This window comes from Shinella sp. HZN7 (assembly GCF_001652565.1).
GTDB classification, from domain to species: Bacteria; Pseudomonadota; Alphaproteobacteria; order Rhizobiales; family Rhizobiaceae; genus Shinella; species Shinella granuli.
Genome location: NZ_CP015738.1, coordinates 337,222 through 352,692 on the forward strand (window position 1 = coordinate 337,222; position 15,471 = coordinate 352,692).

A 15,471-nucleotide genomic window follows, 5' to 3' on the forward strand; every position below is an offset into this window, starting at 1 on the left:
ATTCTCCCGTCTGTAGTGTACGCTGGAACGCAAACGACTGCAATTTGTTCCCCCTTCTTCAAGCGAATGTGTGCGGATCGCCGCGTCACCACGGCCCCGCCGGGCCGCGCAGCCTAGCGCGATCCCCGGTCGAAGGTCGCCGGGCCGAGGCCGCGCTGGCGCAACACGCTGCGCGCCACCTTTTCCGTCGGCGTGCGCGGCAGCGGCGCATCGGTGATCTCGATATAGCGCGGCACCATGTGGCGCGGCGCGTTCGCCCTGAAATGCGCAAGCAGGCCGGCCGCATCGAGCGTCGATCCGGGGCGGCGGAAGGCCACCACCATGATGTCCTCCTCGGTGAACTCGGAGGCGATGCCGAAGGCGGCGCTTTCGACGATGTCGGGGTGCTGCTCGGCCAGCGTCTCCACCTCGTAGGCGGAGATGTTCTCGCCGCGGCGGCGGATCGCCTCGTTGAGCCGGTGCTTGAAGTAGAGCCAGCCGTCCGCGTCCATCACGCCGGCATCGCCCGAATGATACCAGAGATTGCGCAGCGTCTCGACCGTCTTGGCCTCGGCGCGGTAATAGCCGGAGAACATGCTCCAGCTCTTCCTGGGCCGCGAGACGATCTCGCCGATGCTGCCGGGCGGCAGCGGCCGGTCCCTGTCGTCGACGACGGCCACCTCCCAGTCGGGATGCGCCCTGCCGCAGGAGCCGGGCCTTGTGTCGTCGACGGTGTCGAGCGTCACGAAGCTGGTCTCCGTCTGGCCATAGCCGGTGACGAGGCGCATGCCGAAGCGTTTCTCGAACGCCGCCTTGTCCGGCACCATGGGAATGCACTGGCAGACCCGCACCGGATTGTCGCCGTCGCGGGCCTCCGGCGGCGCGCGCAGGAGGATGACGGCCATGGCGCCGAGAAGGTTCGTCGCCGTCGCGCCGCTGTCGCGCACCTGCGCCCAGAAGCGCGAGGCGCTGAACCCGTCGACGAGCGTTGTCCGCGTGCCGTAGATCAGCGGCAGGTAGACGCCGAACATCTGCGCATCGGTGTGGAACAGCGGCAGGGCGGAGAAGTAGCTGTCATCCGTGCGGTAGCCGAGATTGGCCGCCATCGCCGCCGCCCAGGCGTAACAATGGTGGTGCGACATCAGCGCGCCCTTGGCCGGGCCCGTCGTGCCCGACGTATAGAGGATCGCCATCGGGTCGCTGTAGTGCACGGCCGAAAGGTCGAGGGCGGCGGGCGATGCGAGGCATTCCTCGAAACGCAGGATGCGGCCGATCCGGATCCCCGCCGCGCGCGCCTCTACGGGATCGGCGCCGACGAGGATGAGCGTGCGGAGCGCCGGCAGCCGGTCCTGCACGATGGCGAGTTCCGGCAGGGCAGCCGCATCGGCGACCAGCACCTCCGCCCCGCAATTGTTGAGATTGTGGCAGAGCAGGTCGCCCTTCAGCCCCGGATTGTTCGGCACCTCGATCGCCCCGAGGCTGGAGACGGCGAACCAGGTGGCGATCAGTTCGAGGCAGTTGGGCAGCAGCATCGCCACCCGGTCGGCGCGGCCGACGCCCAACCGGCGAAGGCCGCCGGAAAGCCGGCAGGTGAGGTCCAGCATCTCCTCGAAGCTCGCCGTGCGGCCGCAGATGTCGAGGAAGGGGCTGGAGCCGAAGCGCTCGGCCTGCCTGACGAGGATTTTCGGCAGGACACGCTCTTCGATCTCGTCGTCGTGAAGGCCCGGAACGGGCGAAAGGGACGAGAAGGCGGGAATGATGGACACGGTCAGAACCCTTTTGCCTTTGCCTGCGCCTCGGGAGAGAGGAAGCCGCGGACCGTGGCCGCCGTCTCCTGCGCCATCGCGTCTTCGAGGGAGGAGTGAAAGCCGTCATTGATGGCGCGCTTGACATCCGCCACCGCGCCCGCCGGGCGGCTGGCGACCGCTAGGGCGAGCTGCCGGGCAGCATCGAGCAAGGTGTCGTCGGGCACGACCTTCCAGGCGATGCCGGTCTCCAGCGCCTTGTGCGCATCGTGGCGTTCGCCGAGGATGAGCAGTTCCTTGGTGACCTGCGGGCCGACCTGCTTGGTCAGGAGCGCGGTCACGCCGCCCGTCACGAACAGGCCGTAGCCGACCTCGGGGAAGAACCAGCGGGTGTTCTCGGCAAAGAGCCGGAAATCGCAGTTGATCGCCCATTCCAGCGCGCCGCCGACGCACCAGCCGTGCACGGCGGCGATCGCGATCTTGCGCGACCGCATGATGTGGTGCGTGACGGCCTGGATGGCCTCCACCCAGTCCTGCGTCTCGGCTTCGGATGCGGTCTGCGCGTCGAGGTCCTTGAGATCGTCGCCCGAGCAGAAGGCCCGGCCGGCGCCATGGAGGATGATGGCGCGGACGGCGTCGTTCGCCTCGGCGGCTGAAAGCGCCGCGATCAGCCCGTCGACGAGCGGCCGGTTCATGGCGTTCAGCCGCTCCGGTCGGTTGAGGGCGATCCAGGCGATCGGCCCTTCGAGGGTGGAAAGGACAGTCTCGTTCATCGCCCCGCCTCACACGATCATCGGTTCGGCATAGGCGCCCCAGACGCCGCGCAGCGCGCCGCAGATCTCCCGAGCGTCGCCCTTGCCTTGACCAGTTCGATGGTCTTGGGCAGGAGGTTCGTGTCGTCGGAGCGTGCCTCCTCCGCCAGCTCGGCCAGCAGAGTGCGGATGCGCGCATCGTCCCGGTTCGCCCGCACCGCCTGGAGCCGGTCGATCTGCAATTGCGTACATGCTTCGTCATAGGGGTGGATATGCACTTCGGCGGTGCTGCTCGCCTCGTCGGCGAACCTGTTGACGCCGACCGAGATCTTCTCGCCGGAATCGATCTTCTTGAAGGTGGCATAGGCGGAATCGGCGAGCTTCTGCTGGAACCAGCCTTCTTCCACCAGCTTGACCGCGCCGCCGCGTTCCTCCACCTCGTCGAGCATCTTCCAGATCTCGGTCTCCATGTCCCTGGTCAGCCGCTCGATGAAATAGGAGCCGCCGAGCGGATCGATCACCGAGGTGACGTTGATCTCCTCGCGGATGATCTGCTGGGTTCGGATGGCAAGCTTCATCGCCTCCTCGGTGGGGATGGCGAAGGCCTCGTCGAGGCCGTTGGTGTGCATGCTCTGGCAGCCGCCGAGCACCGCGCCGAGCGCCTGGATGGCGGTGCGCATGAGGTTGTTGTGGTGTTCGACCTTGGTGAGGCTCATCGCCGCCGTCTGCACATGCACGCGCAGGCGCATGGATTCCGGCTTCCCGGCCTTGAAGCGTTCCGCCATGATCTTCGCATAGACGCGGCGCGCGGCGCGGAACTTGCAGATCTGCTCGAAGAAATCCTGGTGGCTGATGAAGAAGAAGGACAGGCGCGGGGCGAAATCGTCGATATCCATGCCGGCCTTCGTCACCTCCTCGCAATAGGCGATGGTGAAGGCCATGGTGAAGGCGATCTCCTGCAGCGCATTGCCGCCGACATCGGAGAGATGGTAGCCGCTGAGGCTGACGGGATTGATCTTCGGCGTCGCCCTGGCGCTGTACATGATGAGGTCGCGCAGGAGCCGCACGGCCGGGCGGACCGGATAGATCCACTCCTTCTGGGCGACATATTCCTTCAGCGGATCGGCCTGCAAGGTGCCGGTCAGCTTGGCAAGGTCGCAGCCGCGCTGCTCCGCCACGGCGACGAACATGGCATAGACCACCCAGGCCGAGGGGTTGATCGTCAGCGAGACGGAGATCTTTTCCAGGTCGATGCCGTCGAACAGGCGGTCGATATCGTCCATCGTGTCGATGGCGACGCCGACGCGGCCGACTTCGCCGAAGGCCATCGGATCGTCGGAATCGAGCCCCAGCAGGGTCGGCAGGTCGAAGTCGGTCGAAAGGCCGGTCTGGCCGGTCTGGATCATGTATTTGTAGCGCTGGTTCGTCGCCTCGGGATTGCCGAAGCCGGCGACCTGGCGGATCGTCCAGGGGCGGCCGCGATACATCGTCGGGTAGACGCCGCGGGTGAAGGGATAGGCGCCGGGAAAGCCCAATTCCTCGGCCGGAATGTCGGCGACGTCGGCGGCCGTGTAGATCCGCTTCAGCGGGATGCCGCTCTCCGTCTCGTAGACGTCCTTTTCCTCCGGCCGGTTTTTCAGGAAGGCGGCAAGGGCGCCCTCCTCCCATTCCGCCTGGCTTTCGCGGATGGCGTCGATGGCGGAAGCGGAGAAGAGATGGGCGTTGCTCATGGTGTTTCCTCCCAACCCAGAAGGGCGCGCGCGGCGACGGCGGGATCCATCCGCCGTTCCGTCACCGCCCGGATCTGCCTTTCGAGCGTTTCGGGTGCTTCCTGGAATTTCTGCTGAAAGAGATGCCGGGCCGTTCCGAGGATGCGGGTGCGGCCCATGGCGCGCTGGCGCTCGGCCCGTTCGCCGCTCTCGTTGAGATGCGCCCAATGCGCGCCGATGGCGTCCTTCAGTTCGCCGATGCGCTCGCCGGAGACGGCGCTGACCGGCAGGACCGGCGGCGCCCGGCGGGAACCGGGCCGCTCGCCGCCGAGCGCCAGCATGCCGCGCAGCGCCGAGACCGTCGCGGCGGCCTCCGGCTTGTCGCACTTGCTGACGGCGTGGATGTCGGCGATTTCCAGAATGCCGGCCTTGATCGCCTGGATGTCGTCGCCGAGGCCCGGCGCCGAGAGCACGACGACGGTGTGCGCGGCCGTCACCACCTCCACCTCGTCTTGCCCGACGCCCACGGTCTCGATGATGACGGGGTCGTAGCCCGCCGCATCCAGCACGTCGACCGCCTGGAGCGTCGCCCGCGTCAGCCCGCCGAGATGGCCGCGCGTCGCCATGCTGCGCACGAAGGCGCCGCCGGCCGCTGCCGTCTCGCTCATTCGCACGCGGTCGCCGAGGATCGCCCCGCCGGAATAGGGGCTGCTCGGATCGACGGCGATGACGCCGACCTTGTGGCCGCCGGCGGCATAGGCCCTGATCAGCGCCGAAACGAGGGTCGACTTGCCCGCCCCCGGAACGCCGGTAATGCCGATGATATGGGCCTTGCCGCCGAGCCTGTAGAGTTCCGCCAGCGCCGCGGCGGCCTCCGGATACCCCTCCTCCGCGCGCGAGATCATCCGCGCGATAGCGATGGCCCGGCCCGACAGCACGTCCTTCACCAGGTCGGCCGAGGGGACATAGGCCGCCCGTCGCGGACTTGCGGAATGGGTGACGACCGTCATATCCGGCCACGCGCCGTGACGAGATCGGTGATCGTCGTGACGATCAGGTCGGAACGGGCCTCCTGGGGCACGATGGCATCGACGCCGCCCTCCAGCAGCGCGGGGTAGTCCTGCTCGGGAATGACCCCACCGGCGACGACGAGGATATGCCCCGCCCCCTCCTCGCGCAGACAGCGGCCGAGTTCGCGGAACAGCGGGACATGCGAGCCGGAGAGCAGGCTGACGCCGATGACGTCGACGTCCTCCTGGATCGCCGCCTGCACGACGTCCTTCGGCGTCTTGTAGAGGCCGGTATAGACGACCTCCATGCCCGCATCGCGCAGGATGCGCGCCACCACCTTGGCGCCCCGGTCATGGCCGTCGAGGCCGAGCTTGGCGACAAGGACGCGGATGGTGTCGGGGGTCTCGGCCGGCCCGGTGGAAAGGCTTTCGCCGGCAGGGTTCGCGTCGTGCATCCCCTCGTTCTCCCTATTCAGCCGCGATGCCCGGCGCGCGGGCACCGGAGACGGATGCCGCCTCGATGGACTGGGCGATGATGCGAAGGCCCATGTCGATCTCCTCCTCGGAAATCGTCAGCGGCGGCGCGATGCGGAACACGCCGCCCATGCCGGGCAGCTTGACGATGTTCATGCTGAGCCCGCGGCGGAAGGCTTCGGCGGCGATGCGGCTGCCAAGCTCGTGGTCGGCGCTGCGGTCCGGATTGACGATCTCGACGCCGAGCATCAGCCCTCGGCCGCGCACGTCGCCGACGCAGTCGAAGCGCTGCTTGAGCTGCGACAGGCCCTCGAACAGCCGGCTGCCGAGCCGCCCGGCGCGTGCGACCAGCCCTTCCTCCTCCACGATGTCGAGCACGGCAAGGCCCACGGCCGCCGGCAGCGGATCGGAGACATGGGTCGTGTAGAAGAGGTAGCCCTTCTCATGGGCGATGTCCTCGATCTCCGCCGTCGTCATGACGGCCGCCAGAGGCAGGCCGGCGCCGATCGTCTTGGAGAGCGTCAGGATGTCCGGCGTCACGCCGTCGCGCTGGAAGGCGAACATGGTGCCCGTGCGGCCGATGCCGGTCTGGGCCTCGTCGAGGATGAGCAGCATGCCGCGCTCGCGGCACTTTTCCTTCAGCGCCGCCAGATAGCCGGGCGGCAGTTCCAGCATGCCGCCGCTCGACAGGATCGGCTCGGCGATGAAGGCCGCAAGGCTGCCGACCGACTGGCTGTCGATCAGCCCGAAGGCGTCGTCGAGCTCGGTCTTCCAGTCGAGGCTGCCATCAGCATGGCGGAAGCGCGGTCGGAAGGTGTTGGGGGCGGGAATGGTGAGCGAGCCGACCATGGCGGGGCCGTAGCCCTTGCGGCCGGCGCTGTAGGTGGCCGAGCTCGCCGCGCCCGTCATGCCGTGCCAGCTCTTGGAGAAGGCGACGATCTCGTGCCTGCCGGTGACGAGCTTGGCCATGCGGATGGCCGCCTCGTTGGATTCCGCGCCGGTCGACAGCAGCATGACCCGGTCGAGCCCCGGCGCCAGCGCCGCCAGCCGCGCGGCAAGGTCCACGACGGGCCGCGACAGCATGCCGCTGAAGAGATGCGCCACCGCGCCCATCTGGCGCTGGACGGTGGCGACGATGTGCGGATGGGAATGGCCGACGAGCGCGCTCATCTGGCCGGAGGTGAAATCGAGGATGGGGCGCTCGTCCGCATCGAAGACGAAGCAGCCCTCGGCACGTTCGATGATGGCGGGGTCGAAGCTGCCGCCGTAGCGGATGAGATGCTTGCGTGCGGCCGCCCAGAAGGCGGGGTCCTGATTGCGTGACATGTGAGCCTCCGATGCCGTTTCAAAAGCGATACCGGCTGGCAGGGTCTCTGTAAAATTGATAGTATTTTGATTCCGATATAAGGAAAACTGATATGCTGGGACCGCTGGACCTTCGCCTGCTCATCACCTTCGTCAATGCCGCCCATTCCGGCTCGCTGAGCGCCACGGCGGTGCAGGTCGGCCGCACGCAATCGGCCGTGACGATGCAGATGCAGCGGCTGGAGGAGATGCTGGGGCACAGCCTCTTGCACCGCAGCGGCAGCGGCGTGCGGCTGACGGGAAGCGGCGAGCGCTTCCTCGCCTATGCAGAGCGTATCCTGAAGATGCACGACGAGGCCGTCTCCGCCTTTTCCGAAAAGGGCCTGCACGGCTCCATCGTCTTCGGCAGCCCGGAGGACTACCTCCTGTCGTTCTTTCCCATATTGCTGAAGAGTTTCGGCACGCGCTATCCGGATGTCGAGATCAAGGTGGTCTCCGCCCCGACCGCGGAATTGCGCGCTCTCCTGCCGTCGCGCAAGGTCGACCTGGCGCTGGTCTCGACGCCCAATCTAGCCGACGTGGACAATATCGTGCGGACCGAGCCGCTGGTCTGGGTCGGCAGCAAGCCGACGCTGGAGGCGCATGATTTCGGCGATACGGTGCCGCTGGCGCTGCCGGCCTCCAATGCGATGGATCATCGCGCGGCCTGCGAGGCGATGGCGCGGGCGGGGCTGCGCTACAAGATCTCCTATGCCAGCAACAGCCTTGCCGGCCTCATCGGCCTTGCCCGCTCCGGCCTTGCGATCTGCGTCATGACGCAGGAGGCCGTGCCGCCCGACCTTCACATCCTCAACGCGCCGCTGCCGCACCTGCCGCATCTCGGCATGCTGATCGCCTTCGCCGACGGCGACGCGTCACCCGCGACGATCGCTTTCGCCGACCATATCCGCGCGGTGCTGCCGACGCTGTGACGCAGATGGCCGCGGCAGGTCTCCCCGTCGCGGCCGGTCCGGTTCCCGGACGCGATGCGTGCGTCCTAGAGCGTTTCCGCTTTTCTCCGAATCGCGAAAACGCTCTAACCCTTTGTTTTACCGCATTTCCGGGCGCAAAACCGCTTCACACTTTTGCTGGAAATGCTCTATTTCTCGAAATAGGTCGGCTTGCCGTCCTCGCCCTTGCGCCATTCGTAGATGACATAGTCGGGGCGGTTGATGTCGCCCTTGGCGTCGTAGCCGATCTCGCCCAGCGCCGTCGCCCAGGGACCGCCGGACCTGATGGTCTCGGCGACCTTCTGCGCATCCTCGGCCGAGCCCGTCTTCTCGATGGCGGCGGCGACGATCTGCACGGCGATGTAGGAATAGAGCGTATAGGCCTCCGGCTCGAAGCCGGCGGCGCGGAAGGCCTCGACCACCTCCTTTGCCGCCGGATTGCGGCGCGGGTCGGGCGCGAAGGTGTTCAGCGTGCCGACGACGGCGTCGCCGGCGATCTGCGCCAGCTCGCTGGAGACCATGCCGTCACCGGAGAACAGCGTCGCCTTCAGCCCCTGGTCGGCCGACTGGCGCATGATCAGCCCGGCCTCGGTGTGCAGGCCGCCGAAATAGATGAGCGTGACGTCGGCATCCTTCATCTTGGCGATCAGCGCGGAGAAATCCTTCTCGCCGCCGGTAATGCCCTCATAGAGGACCTCGGTGATGCCCTCGCCGTTCAGCTCCTGCTTGGCGACGTCGACGAGGCCCTGGCCGTAGGGCGTCTTGTCATGCACGATGGCGATCTTCGCGTCCCTGAAATTGGCCGCGATATAGGCCGCCGCCACCCTGCCCTGCTGGTCGTCGCGCCCACAGGTGCGGAAGGTGTTCCACAGGCCCCGCTCGGTGAACTGCGGGTTGGTCGAGGCGGGCGTCATCTGCAGCACGCCGTTTTCCGCATAGACCTCCGAGGCGGGGATCGAGACGCCGGAATTGAAATGGCCGACGACATAGTGGATGCCGTCGGCGACGAACTTGTTGGCGACGGAGATGCCCTGCTTGGGGTCCGAGACGTCGTCGCCGATGACGATCTTCACCTGTTCGCCGAGCACGCCGCCGGCTGCGTTGATGTTGGCGGCCGCCTGCTCCGCGCCCTTGACGAACTGCGCGCCGAAGGCGGCGTTCGGGCCGGTGATGGGGCCGGCGACGCCGATGACGATATCGGCGAAGGCACTGCCGCCGGACAGGGCCAGGGATGTCAGGACCACCGAGGACAAGAGGATTTTCTTCATGGATGCGCTCCCAGTTTGGCTGCGGGCGATGGTTGAGGCCTTGCTGCGCTGCCCACGATCGGCGCAGAACGCCATCCGGCGCGTGAGGACACCCGCCAGGCATTCGGTCGTGATGATGTCGGACTGTGTCCGGCGGGCGGTTCGGGCTCCCTGCCCCGCCGGCCGCCCTGTCAGGCGGCGAAGGCGCGGCGCCCCGGCTCCATGCCGCCCGGCTCCCCTTCTTTCGAGAGGGGATGATGCGGCGGAGAAATATGGTATGCAATGACCGAAGGTTTCAGATTTCGTGATCGCTTTTGCCATAGGGACGGAGGGCAGGCCGCATGGAACGCCGCATGATCGCGCCCTGCTTCATGGACGACACGCTCGAATGCCTGCGGCGGCAGGGGGTAGAGGCCGCGCCGCTTCTCGCCGAAGCGGGCCTCCCGCCGGTCATCACCGGCCCCATTCCGGCCGAGCGCTACGGCGCCTTCTGGCACGCGGTGGCCCGCACCATGGACGACGAGTTCTTCGGCGAGGGCGCGCGGCCCATGCGCGCCGGCTCCTTCGCGCTGCTCTGCCAGGCCATCCTCTCGACGGCGACGCTGGAACATGCGCTGCGGCGGGCGCTGCGGTTCCTGAGGATCGTGCTCGACGATCCGCACGGCACGCTGGTCGTCGAGGAGGGGCTGGCGCAGATCGTGCTGAAGGACGCGGGCGGGCCGCGCTCGGCCTTCGCCTACCGCACCTTCTGGATCATCGTGCACGGGGTCAATTGCTGGCTGATCGGGCGGCGGCTGCCGATCCGCTGGGTCGATTTCCGCTGCAGCGCGCCGCCGGTCGGCACCGATTACCGCCTGTTCTTCGGCGCGCCGGTGCGCTTCGACCAGCCGGAGACGCGGCTGGTCTTCGATGCCGAGTTCCTGAACCTGCCGACCATCCGCGACGAGCGCGCGCTGAAGGAATTCCTCCGCCACGCGCCGGGCAACATCCTCGTACGCTACCGGCACGACATGGGCCTGTCGGCCGCCATCCGCCAGCGCCTCGGCGGCCTCGCGCCGCAGGCCTGGCCGGGCTTCGAGGAGCTGGCCGGGCGCATGCGCATCCCCGCGCCGAGCCTGCGACGGCGGCTGAAGCTGGAGGGGCAGACATACCGGGAGATCAAGGACGACCTGCGCCGCGCGCTCGCCATGGAGGCCCTTGCGGAGGGCCATGCCAACGTCACGCAGCTTGCCGCCGACCTCGGCTTTTCCGAGCCGAGCGCCTTCTACCGCGCCTTCCGCAAATGGACCGGGAAGTCCCCGGCCGTCTTCCGGCGCAGCGCGGGCGCGGCGGGGGCGTAGGGTCTTTCGTCAGTTCTCCTCGAACTCGACGAGCGTGCCCTGGAAATCCTTGGGATGGGCGAAGACGACGGGATGGCCGTGCGCGCCGATCTTCGGCTCGCCGCCGCCAAGCAGGCGGATGCCGTTTTCCGTCGCTGTGCCGATGGCCGCCGAAATGTCGTCCACGTCGAAGCAGATGTGGTGGATGCCGCCCGCCGGCTGGCGTTCCAGGAAGGCGGCGATGGGCGAATTCGGCCCCAGCGGCTCCAGGAGCTCGATCTTGGTGTTCTCGAACTCCACGAAGACGATGCGCACGCCGTGTTCCGGCAGGTCCTGCGGCTCGGTCGTCGCAACGCCGAGGTCGCGGTAGCGGCTGGCCGCCGCTGCCAGATCCGGGACGGCGATGGCGATATGGTTGACGCGTTTCAGCATGCTGACCTCACTGGTTCCTGCGGCGGCCTTCGATCAGGTCGAGCACCGTCCGGGCGGCATCGAGCACGTTGGTGCCCGGGCCGAAGACGGCGGCCACGCCGTTGTCCATCAGATAGGAATAGTCCTGCCGCGGGATGACGCCGCCGCAGACGACGATGATGTCCTCGCCGCCCTTCGTCTTCAGGGCCTCGGCAAGCTGCGGCATCAGCGTCTTGTGGCCGGCGGCGAGCGAGGAGACGCCGATGACGTCGACGCCCTTCGCCGCGGCCATGGCGGCCGCCTCGTCCGGCGTCTGGAACAGCGGCCCCGCCAGCACATCGAAGCCGAGGTCGCCGAAGGCCGAGGCGATCACCTTGGCGCCGCGGTCGTGACCGTCCTGGCCGAGCTTGGCCACCATCACCCGCGGCTTGCGCCCGAGCTTCGTGGCAACGCCGTCGAGACGCTCCGTCAGGACCGACAGTTCCGGCTCGCCCTCATAGGCCTTGCCATAGATGTTGCGGACGACCTTGGGCTCGGCGACATGGTTGCCGAAGACCGCACGCAGGGCATCGGAGATTTCGCCGACGGTGGCCCTGGCGCGGGCACAGTCGACGGCCGCGTCCAGGATATTGCCCTTACCGGTGCGGGCGGTCTCCTCAAGGCGCGCGAGCGCGGCCGTGACGGCGGCGGAATCCCGCCGGCGCCGGATCGCTTCGAGCCGCTTGATCTGCGACGAGCGGACGGCGGTGTTGTCGATCTCCAGCGTGTCGATCGGCGCTTCGTCCTCCAGGCGGAACTTGTTGACGCCGACGATCACCTCCTCGCCCTTGTCGACCGCCGCCTGCCGGCGCGTCGCCGCCTCCTCGATCAGCCGCTTGGGCAGGCCGGCATCGACCGCCTTGGTCATGCCGCCCATCGCCTCCACCTCCTCGATCAGCGCCCAGGCCTTTTCCGCCAGCTCGTTGGTGAGGCTTTCGACGTAATAGGAGCCGGCGAGCGGATCGACCACCTTGGTCACGCCCGTCTCGTTCTGCAGGATGAGCTGGGTGTTGCGGGCGATGCGGGCGGAAAACTCCGTCGGCAGCGCGATCGCCTCGTCCAGCGCATTGGTGTGCAGCGACTGGGTGCCGCCGAGGGCGGCTGACAGCGCCTCATAGGCGGTGCGGATGACGTTGTTGTAGGGGTCCTGCTCCTGCAGGGAGACGCCGGAGGTCTGGCAATGGGTGCGCAGCATCAGCGAGGACGGCTTCTTCGGTTCGAATTCCTGCATGATGCGCGTCCACAGCAGGCGCGCCGCGCGCAGCTTGGCGGCCTCCATGAAGAAGTTCATGCCGATGGCGAAGAAGAAGGAGAGGCGGCCGGCGAAATCGTCGACGTCGAGGCCCTTGGCCAGCGCGGCGCGGACATATTCGCGCCCGTCGGCCAGCGTGAAGGCCAGTTCCTGCACCAGCGTCGCCCCGGCCTCCTGCATATGGTAGCCGGAGATCGAGATGGAGTTGAACTTCGGCATCTGTCGCGCGGTATATTCGATGATATCGGCGATGATCCGCATCGAGGGGGCCGGCGGGTAGATATAGGTGTTGCGGACCATGAACTCCTTGAGGATGTCGTTCTGGATGGTCCCCGACAGCTTTTCGCGCGGGACGCCCTGCTCCTCGCCGGCCACGATGAAGCTGGCGAGGATGGGGATGACGGCGCCGTTCATCGTCATCGACACGGAGATCTTTTCGAGCGGGATGCCGTCGAACAGGATCTTCATGTCCTCGACGCTGTCGATGGCAACGCCCGCCTTGCCGACATCGCCGACGACGCGCGGATGGTCGCTGTCATAGCCGCGATGGGTGGCAAGGTCGAAGGCGACCGACACGCCCTGCTGGCCGGCGGCGAGATTCTTGCGGTAGAAGGCGTTCGAGGCCTCGGCCGTGGAGAAGCCGGCATATTGCCGGATGGTCCACGGCCGCCCCGCATACATGGTCGCGCGCGGCCCGCGCACGAAGGGCGCAAAGCCGGGCAGCGAGGCGAGGTGATCGATGCCCTCGATATCGGCGGCCGTGTAGAGCGGCTTGACGGCGATGCCCTCCGGCGTCTGCCAGGTCAGCGTCTCGGGCGAGGCCTTCAGCTCCTTTTCGGCCAGCGCCTCCCAGTCGGCGATCGTCTTCTCGGTCATCGGGCGCCCTCCTGCCGGTTGCGGTCAAGGTCGTCTGCCATCATTCGAACTCCATGATCAGCTCGTCAACCGCAAGGCTCGCGCCCGGCTCGACGGCGACGCGCCTGACGACCGCGCGCCGTTCCGCGCGCAGGATGTTCTCCATCTTCATCGCCTCGACGACGGCGAGCGCCTGTCCGGCCTCGACGGTATCGCCCGCCTTGACGCTGACGGAGGTGATGACGCCCGGCATCGGGCAGAGCAGCATCTTCGAGGTGTCCGGCGGCTGCTTCTTCGGCATCAGCCGCGCCAGCGCCGCGACCCGGCCCGAGCGGACATGGGCCTTGACGTCCATGCCGCGCCAGCGCAGGCGGATGGCCGGGCCGACGAGATCGACCTTGATGCCGACCGTCTCGCCGGCAATGGTGAAGGTGGCATGGGTGGAGCCCGGCACGAAGCTGCCGGCGACGGGCAGCACGGTGCCGTCGGCAAAGCGCACGCTGGCGCCCTCCACGCCGGTTTCCAGCGTCAGGGCAAGCTCGGTCTCGCCGAAGCGCACCACCCAGTCCTTGCCGAGGACGCGGCGGTGGTTGCCGATCGTGCCGGAAATCTGCACGGCGCGGGCCTGCATCACCTGGTTGACCGAGGCGGCGACGGCGGCAAGCACCCGCGCGGTTTCTCCGTCCGGCTCGACGCCGTGAAAGCCGTCCGGGAACTCCTCCGCGATATAGGCGGTCGTCAGCCGGCCCTCGCGGAACCGCGGCTGCTGCATGACGGCCGACAGGAACGGCAGGTTATGGCCGACGCCCTCGACCTCGAAAGCGTCGAGCGCGCGGGCCATGGCATCCACCGCCGCAAGCCGGGCCTCCGCCCCCTCGCCCGGCGCGAAGGCGCAGAGCTTGGCGACCATCGGGTCGTAATACATCGAGATCTCGCCGCCCTCGTAGACGCCGGTATCGTTGCGCACGACGGTGCCGTCGGCCGCCTTGCCCTCGGCCGGCGGACGGTAGCGCGTGAGGCGGCCGATCGACGGCAGGAAGTTGCGGTAGGGATCCTCGGCATAGAGGCGGCTTTCGATCGCCCAGCCGTTCAGCCGCACGTCGTCCTGACCGAAGGCCAGCTTCTCGCCGGCGGCGACGCGGATCATCTGCTCGACGAGGTCGATGCCGGTGATGAGCTCCGTCACCGGATGCTCGACCTGAAGGCGCGTGTTCATTTCGAGGAAGTAGAAATTGCGGTTCCCGTCGACGATGAACTCCACGGTGCCGGCGGAATGGTAGCCGACGGCCTTCGCCAGCGCCACGGCCTGCTCGCCCATGGCCTTGCGCGTTTGCGGATCGAGAAAGGGTGACGGCGCCTCCTCGATGACCTTCTGGTTGCGCCGCTGGATCGAGCATTCGCGCTCGCCGAGATAGAGCGTGTTGCCGTGCTTGTCGCCCAGCACCTGGATCTCGATATGGCGCGGCTGCGTGACGAACTTCTCGATGAAGATGCGGTCGTCGCCGAACGAGCTCTTCGCCTCGTTCTTCGAGGACTGGAAGCCCTCGCGCGCCTCCGCGTCGTTCCAGGCGATGCGCATGCCCTTGCCGCCGCCGCCGGCGGACGCCTTGATCATCACGGGATAGCCGATGCGCGAGGCGATCGCCACCGCTTCGTCGGCATCCTCGATCAGGCCCATATGGCCGGGCACCGTGTTGACGCCGGCCTCCGCCGCCAGCTTCTTCGAGGTGATCTTGTCGCCCATCGCCTGGATGGCGCCGACCGGCGGGCCGATGAAGGCGACGCCCTCCTTCTCCAGCGCCTCGGCGAAGGCGGCGTTTTCCGACAGGAAGCCGTAGCCGGGATGCACGGCGTCCGCGCCGGTCTTGCGGATGGCGTCGAGGATGCGGTCGATGACGATGTAGGACTGCGCCGACGGCGCCGGCCCGATATGCACGGCCTCGTCGGCCATGGACACATGCAGCGCGTTGCGGTCGGCATCGGAATAGACCGCGACGGTGGGGATGGCGAGCCTGCGGGCGGTCTTGATGACGCGGCAGGCGATTTCGCCGCGATTGGCAATCAGGATTTTCTTGAACATCAGGTGTCTTCCGGTCCCGGTCTGTCTTTGTATTTCTTTTCGTAAGGCATCAGCAGGATGGCCGAGGCCGTCGCGGCCCCGCCGAACAGCGAGGCGAAGGGCACGACGAGCAGCAGGACCGGCATGACCGGGTCCGCCGCGCGGGCGATGCGCGTGCCGATGCCGCCGACATCGAGGAGAATGACGGCGGCGGCCGTCGCCGCGCCGATCAGGCCGCCGACAAGCGCATGCAGCATCATGAAGCGCAGCATGTGCCAGTGATCCTTGCGCGCCTCCTCCGGCGTCAGTTCCGGCCGTTGCATCCT

Annotated in this window: 12 protein-coding genes and 1 pseudogene; 2 read left to right on the top strand and 11 right to left on the bottom strand. The window is 67.6% G+C overall.

Annotated features, from left to right (window positions below; all coding sequences use genetic code 11):
* Positions 1 to 113: 113 nt before the first annotated feature.
* The 6 genes and pseudogenes from shn_RS26735 to shn_RS26760 all read right to left on the bottom strand — a co-directional run bounded on the left by shn_RS26735 (position 114) and on the right by shn_RS26760 (position 6,995).
* Positions 114 to 1,745, bottom strand: a complete 1,632-nt coding sequence (locus shn_RS26735; RefSeq protein ID WP_245337468.1) for an AMP-binding protein — start codon at positions 1,743 to 1,745, stop codon at positions 114 to 116.
* 2 nt (positions 1,746 to 1,747) lie between these two features.
* Positions 1,748 to 2,497 (bottom strand): enoyl-CoA hydratase/isomerase family protein, encoded by a 750-nt coding sequence (locus shn_RS26740; protein WP_064333564.1) that lies wholly within the window; start codon positions 2,495 to 2,497, stop codon positions 1,748 to 1,750.
* Between the two features lie 9 nt (positions 2,498 to 2,506).
* A pseudogene (locus tag shn_RS26745) lies at positions 2,507 to 4,206 on the bottom strand (methylmalonyl-CoA mutase family protein).
* On the bottom strand, positions 4,203 to 5,195 hold the full coding sequence (gene meaB / locus shn_RS26750) for a methylmalonyl Co-A mutase-associated GTPase MeaB (protein WP_064333565.1): 993 nt from the start codon (positions 5,193 to 5,195) through the stop codon (positions 4,203 to 4,205). Before meaB ends, shn_RS26745 begins: the two are co-directional and overlap by 4 nt.
* Positions 5,192 to 5,650 carry a cobalamin B12-binding domain-containing protein gene (locus shn_RS26755; RefSeq protein ID WP_064333566.1) on the bottom strand — a complete coding sequence of 153 codons (459 nt, stop codon included), beginning with the start codon at positions 5,648 to 5,650 and terminating at the stop codon, positions 5,192 to 5,194. The genes meaB and shn_RS26755 overlap by 4 nt, the downstream gene beginning before the upstream one ends.
* Before the next feature lie 13 nt (positions 5,651 to 5,663).
* Complete coding sequence (locus shn_RS26760) at positions 5,664 to 6,995, bottom strand: aspartate aminotransferase family protein (protein ID WP_064333567.1); 1,332 nt, start codon at positions 6,993 to 6,995, stop codon at positions 5,664 to 5,666.
* Positions 6,996 to 7,087: 92 nt separating this feature from the next.
* Here shn_RS26760 and shn_RS26765 point away from each other — a divergent pair, with 92 nt between their 5' ends.
* On the top strand, positions 7,088 to 7,945 hold the full coding sequence (locus shn_RS26765; protein WP_064333568.1) for a LysR family transcriptional regulator: 858 nt from the start codon (positions 7,088 to 7,090) through the stop codon (positions 7,943 to 7,945).
* A 167-nt stretch (positions 7,946 to 8,112) separates the two neighbouring features.
* On the opposite strand, the gene shn_RS26770 is transcribed toward shn_RS26765, so the two are convergent.
* The gene (locus shn_RS26770) at positions 8,113 to 9,231 is read right to left on the bottom strand and encodes a branched-chain amino acid ABC transporter substrate-binding protein (RefSeq protein ID WP_064333569.1); all 1,119 of its coding nucleotides are present in this window, start codon (positions 9,229 to 9,231) and stop codon (positions 8,113 to 8,115) included.
* Positions 9,232 to 9,551: 320 nt separating this feature from the next.
* On the opposite strand from shn_RS26770, the gene shn_RS26775 reads away from it, so the two are divergent.
* A complete protein-coding gene (locus tag shn_RS26775) occupies positions 9,552 to 10,550 on the top strand; it encodes an AraC family transcriptional regulator (RefSeq protein ID WP_064333570.1) in 999 nt (332 codons plus the stop codon).
* A gap of 9 nt (positions 10,551 to 10,559) precedes the next feature.
* Here shn_RS26775 and mce read toward each other — a convergent pair whose 3' ends face one another.
* Genes mce through shn_RS26795 form a run of 4 tightly spaced genes read right to left on the bottom strand, consistent with a single transcriptional unit; the run spans position 10,560 to position 15,468 of the window.
* Complete coding sequence (gene mce / locus shn_RS26780; protein WP_064333571.1) at positions 10,560 to 10,961, bottom strand: methylmalonyl-CoA epimerase; 402 nt, start codon at positions 10,959 to 10,961, stop codon at positions 10,560 to 10,562.
* Positions 10,962 to 10,968: 7 nt separating this feature from the next.
* The gene (gene scpA / locus shn_RS26785) at positions 10,969 to 13,107 is read right to left on the bottom strand and encodes a methylmalonyl-CoA mutase (RefSeq protein WP_064333572.1); all 2,139 of its coding nucleotides are present in this window, start codon (positions 13,105 to 13,107) and stop codon (positions 10,969 to 10,971) included.
* 40 nt (positions 13,108 to 13,147) lie between these two features.
* Positions 13,148 to 15,166, bottom strand: coding sequence for an acetyl/propionyl/methylcrotonyl-CoA carboxylase subunit alpha (locus shn_RS26790; RefSeq protein WP_064333573.1), 2,019 nt, complete (start codon positions 15,164 to 15,166; stop codon positions 13,148 to 13,150).
* Positions 15,166 to 15,468, bottom strand: a complete 303-nt coding sequence (locus shn_RS26795) for a hypothetical protein (protein WP_245337469.1) — start codon at positions 15,466 to 15,468, stop codon at positions 15,166 to 15,168. The genes shn_RS26790 and shn_RS26795 overlap by 1 nt, the downstream gene beginning before the upstream one ends.
* Positions 15,469 to 15,471 lie beyond the last annotated feature (3 nt).

What these genes read in the sequence shown, in the direction of transcription:
- shn_RS26740 (WP_064333564.1), bottom strand. Translation starts at nt 2,497, where the DNA reads ATGAACGAGACTGTCCTTTCCACCCTCGAAGGGCCGATCGCCTGGATC.
- meaB (WP_064333565.1), bottom strand. Translation starts at nt 5,195, where the DNA reads ATGACGGTCGTCACCCATTCCGCAAGTCCGCGACGGGCGGCCTATGTC.
- shn_RS26755 (WP_064333566.1), bottom strand. Translation starts at nt 5,650, where the DNA reads ATGCACGACGCGAACCCTGCCGGCGAAAGCCTTTCCACCGGGCCGGCC.
- shn_RS26760 (WP_064333567.1), bottom strand. Translation starts at nt 6,995, where the DNA reads ATGTCACGCAATCAGGACCCCGCCTTCTGGGCGGCCGCACGCAAGCAT.
- shn_RS26765 (WP_064333568.1), top strand. Translation starts at nt 7,088, where the DNA reads ATGCTGGGACCGCTGGACCTTCGCCTGCTCATCACCTTCGTCAATGCC.
- shn_RS26770 (WP_064333569.1), bottom strand. Translation starts at nt 9,231, where the DNA reads ATGAAGAAAATCCTCTTGTCCTCGGTGGTCCTGACATCCCTGGCCCTG.
- shn_RS26775 (WP_064333570.1), top strand. Translation starts at nt 9,552, where the DNA reads ATGGAACGCCGCATGATCGCGCCCTGCTTCATGGACGACACGCTCGAA.
- mce (WP_064333571.1), bottom strand. Translation starts at nt 10,961, where the DNA reads ATGCTGAAACGCGTCAACCATATCGCCATCGCCGTCCCGGATCTGGCA.
- scpA (WP_064333572.1), bottom strand. Translation starts at nt 13,107, where the DNA reads ATGACCGAGAAGACGATCGCCGACTGGGAGGCGCTGGCCGAAAAGGAG.
- shn_RS26790 (WP_064333573.1), bottom strand. Translation starts at nt 15,166, where the DNA reads ATGTTCAAGAAAATCCTGATTGCCAATCGCGGCGAAATCGCCTGCCGC.
- shn_RS26795 (WP_245337469.1), bottom strand. Translation starts at nt 15,468, where the DNA reads ATGCAACGGCCGGAACTGACGCCGGAGGAGGCGCGCAAGGATCACTGG.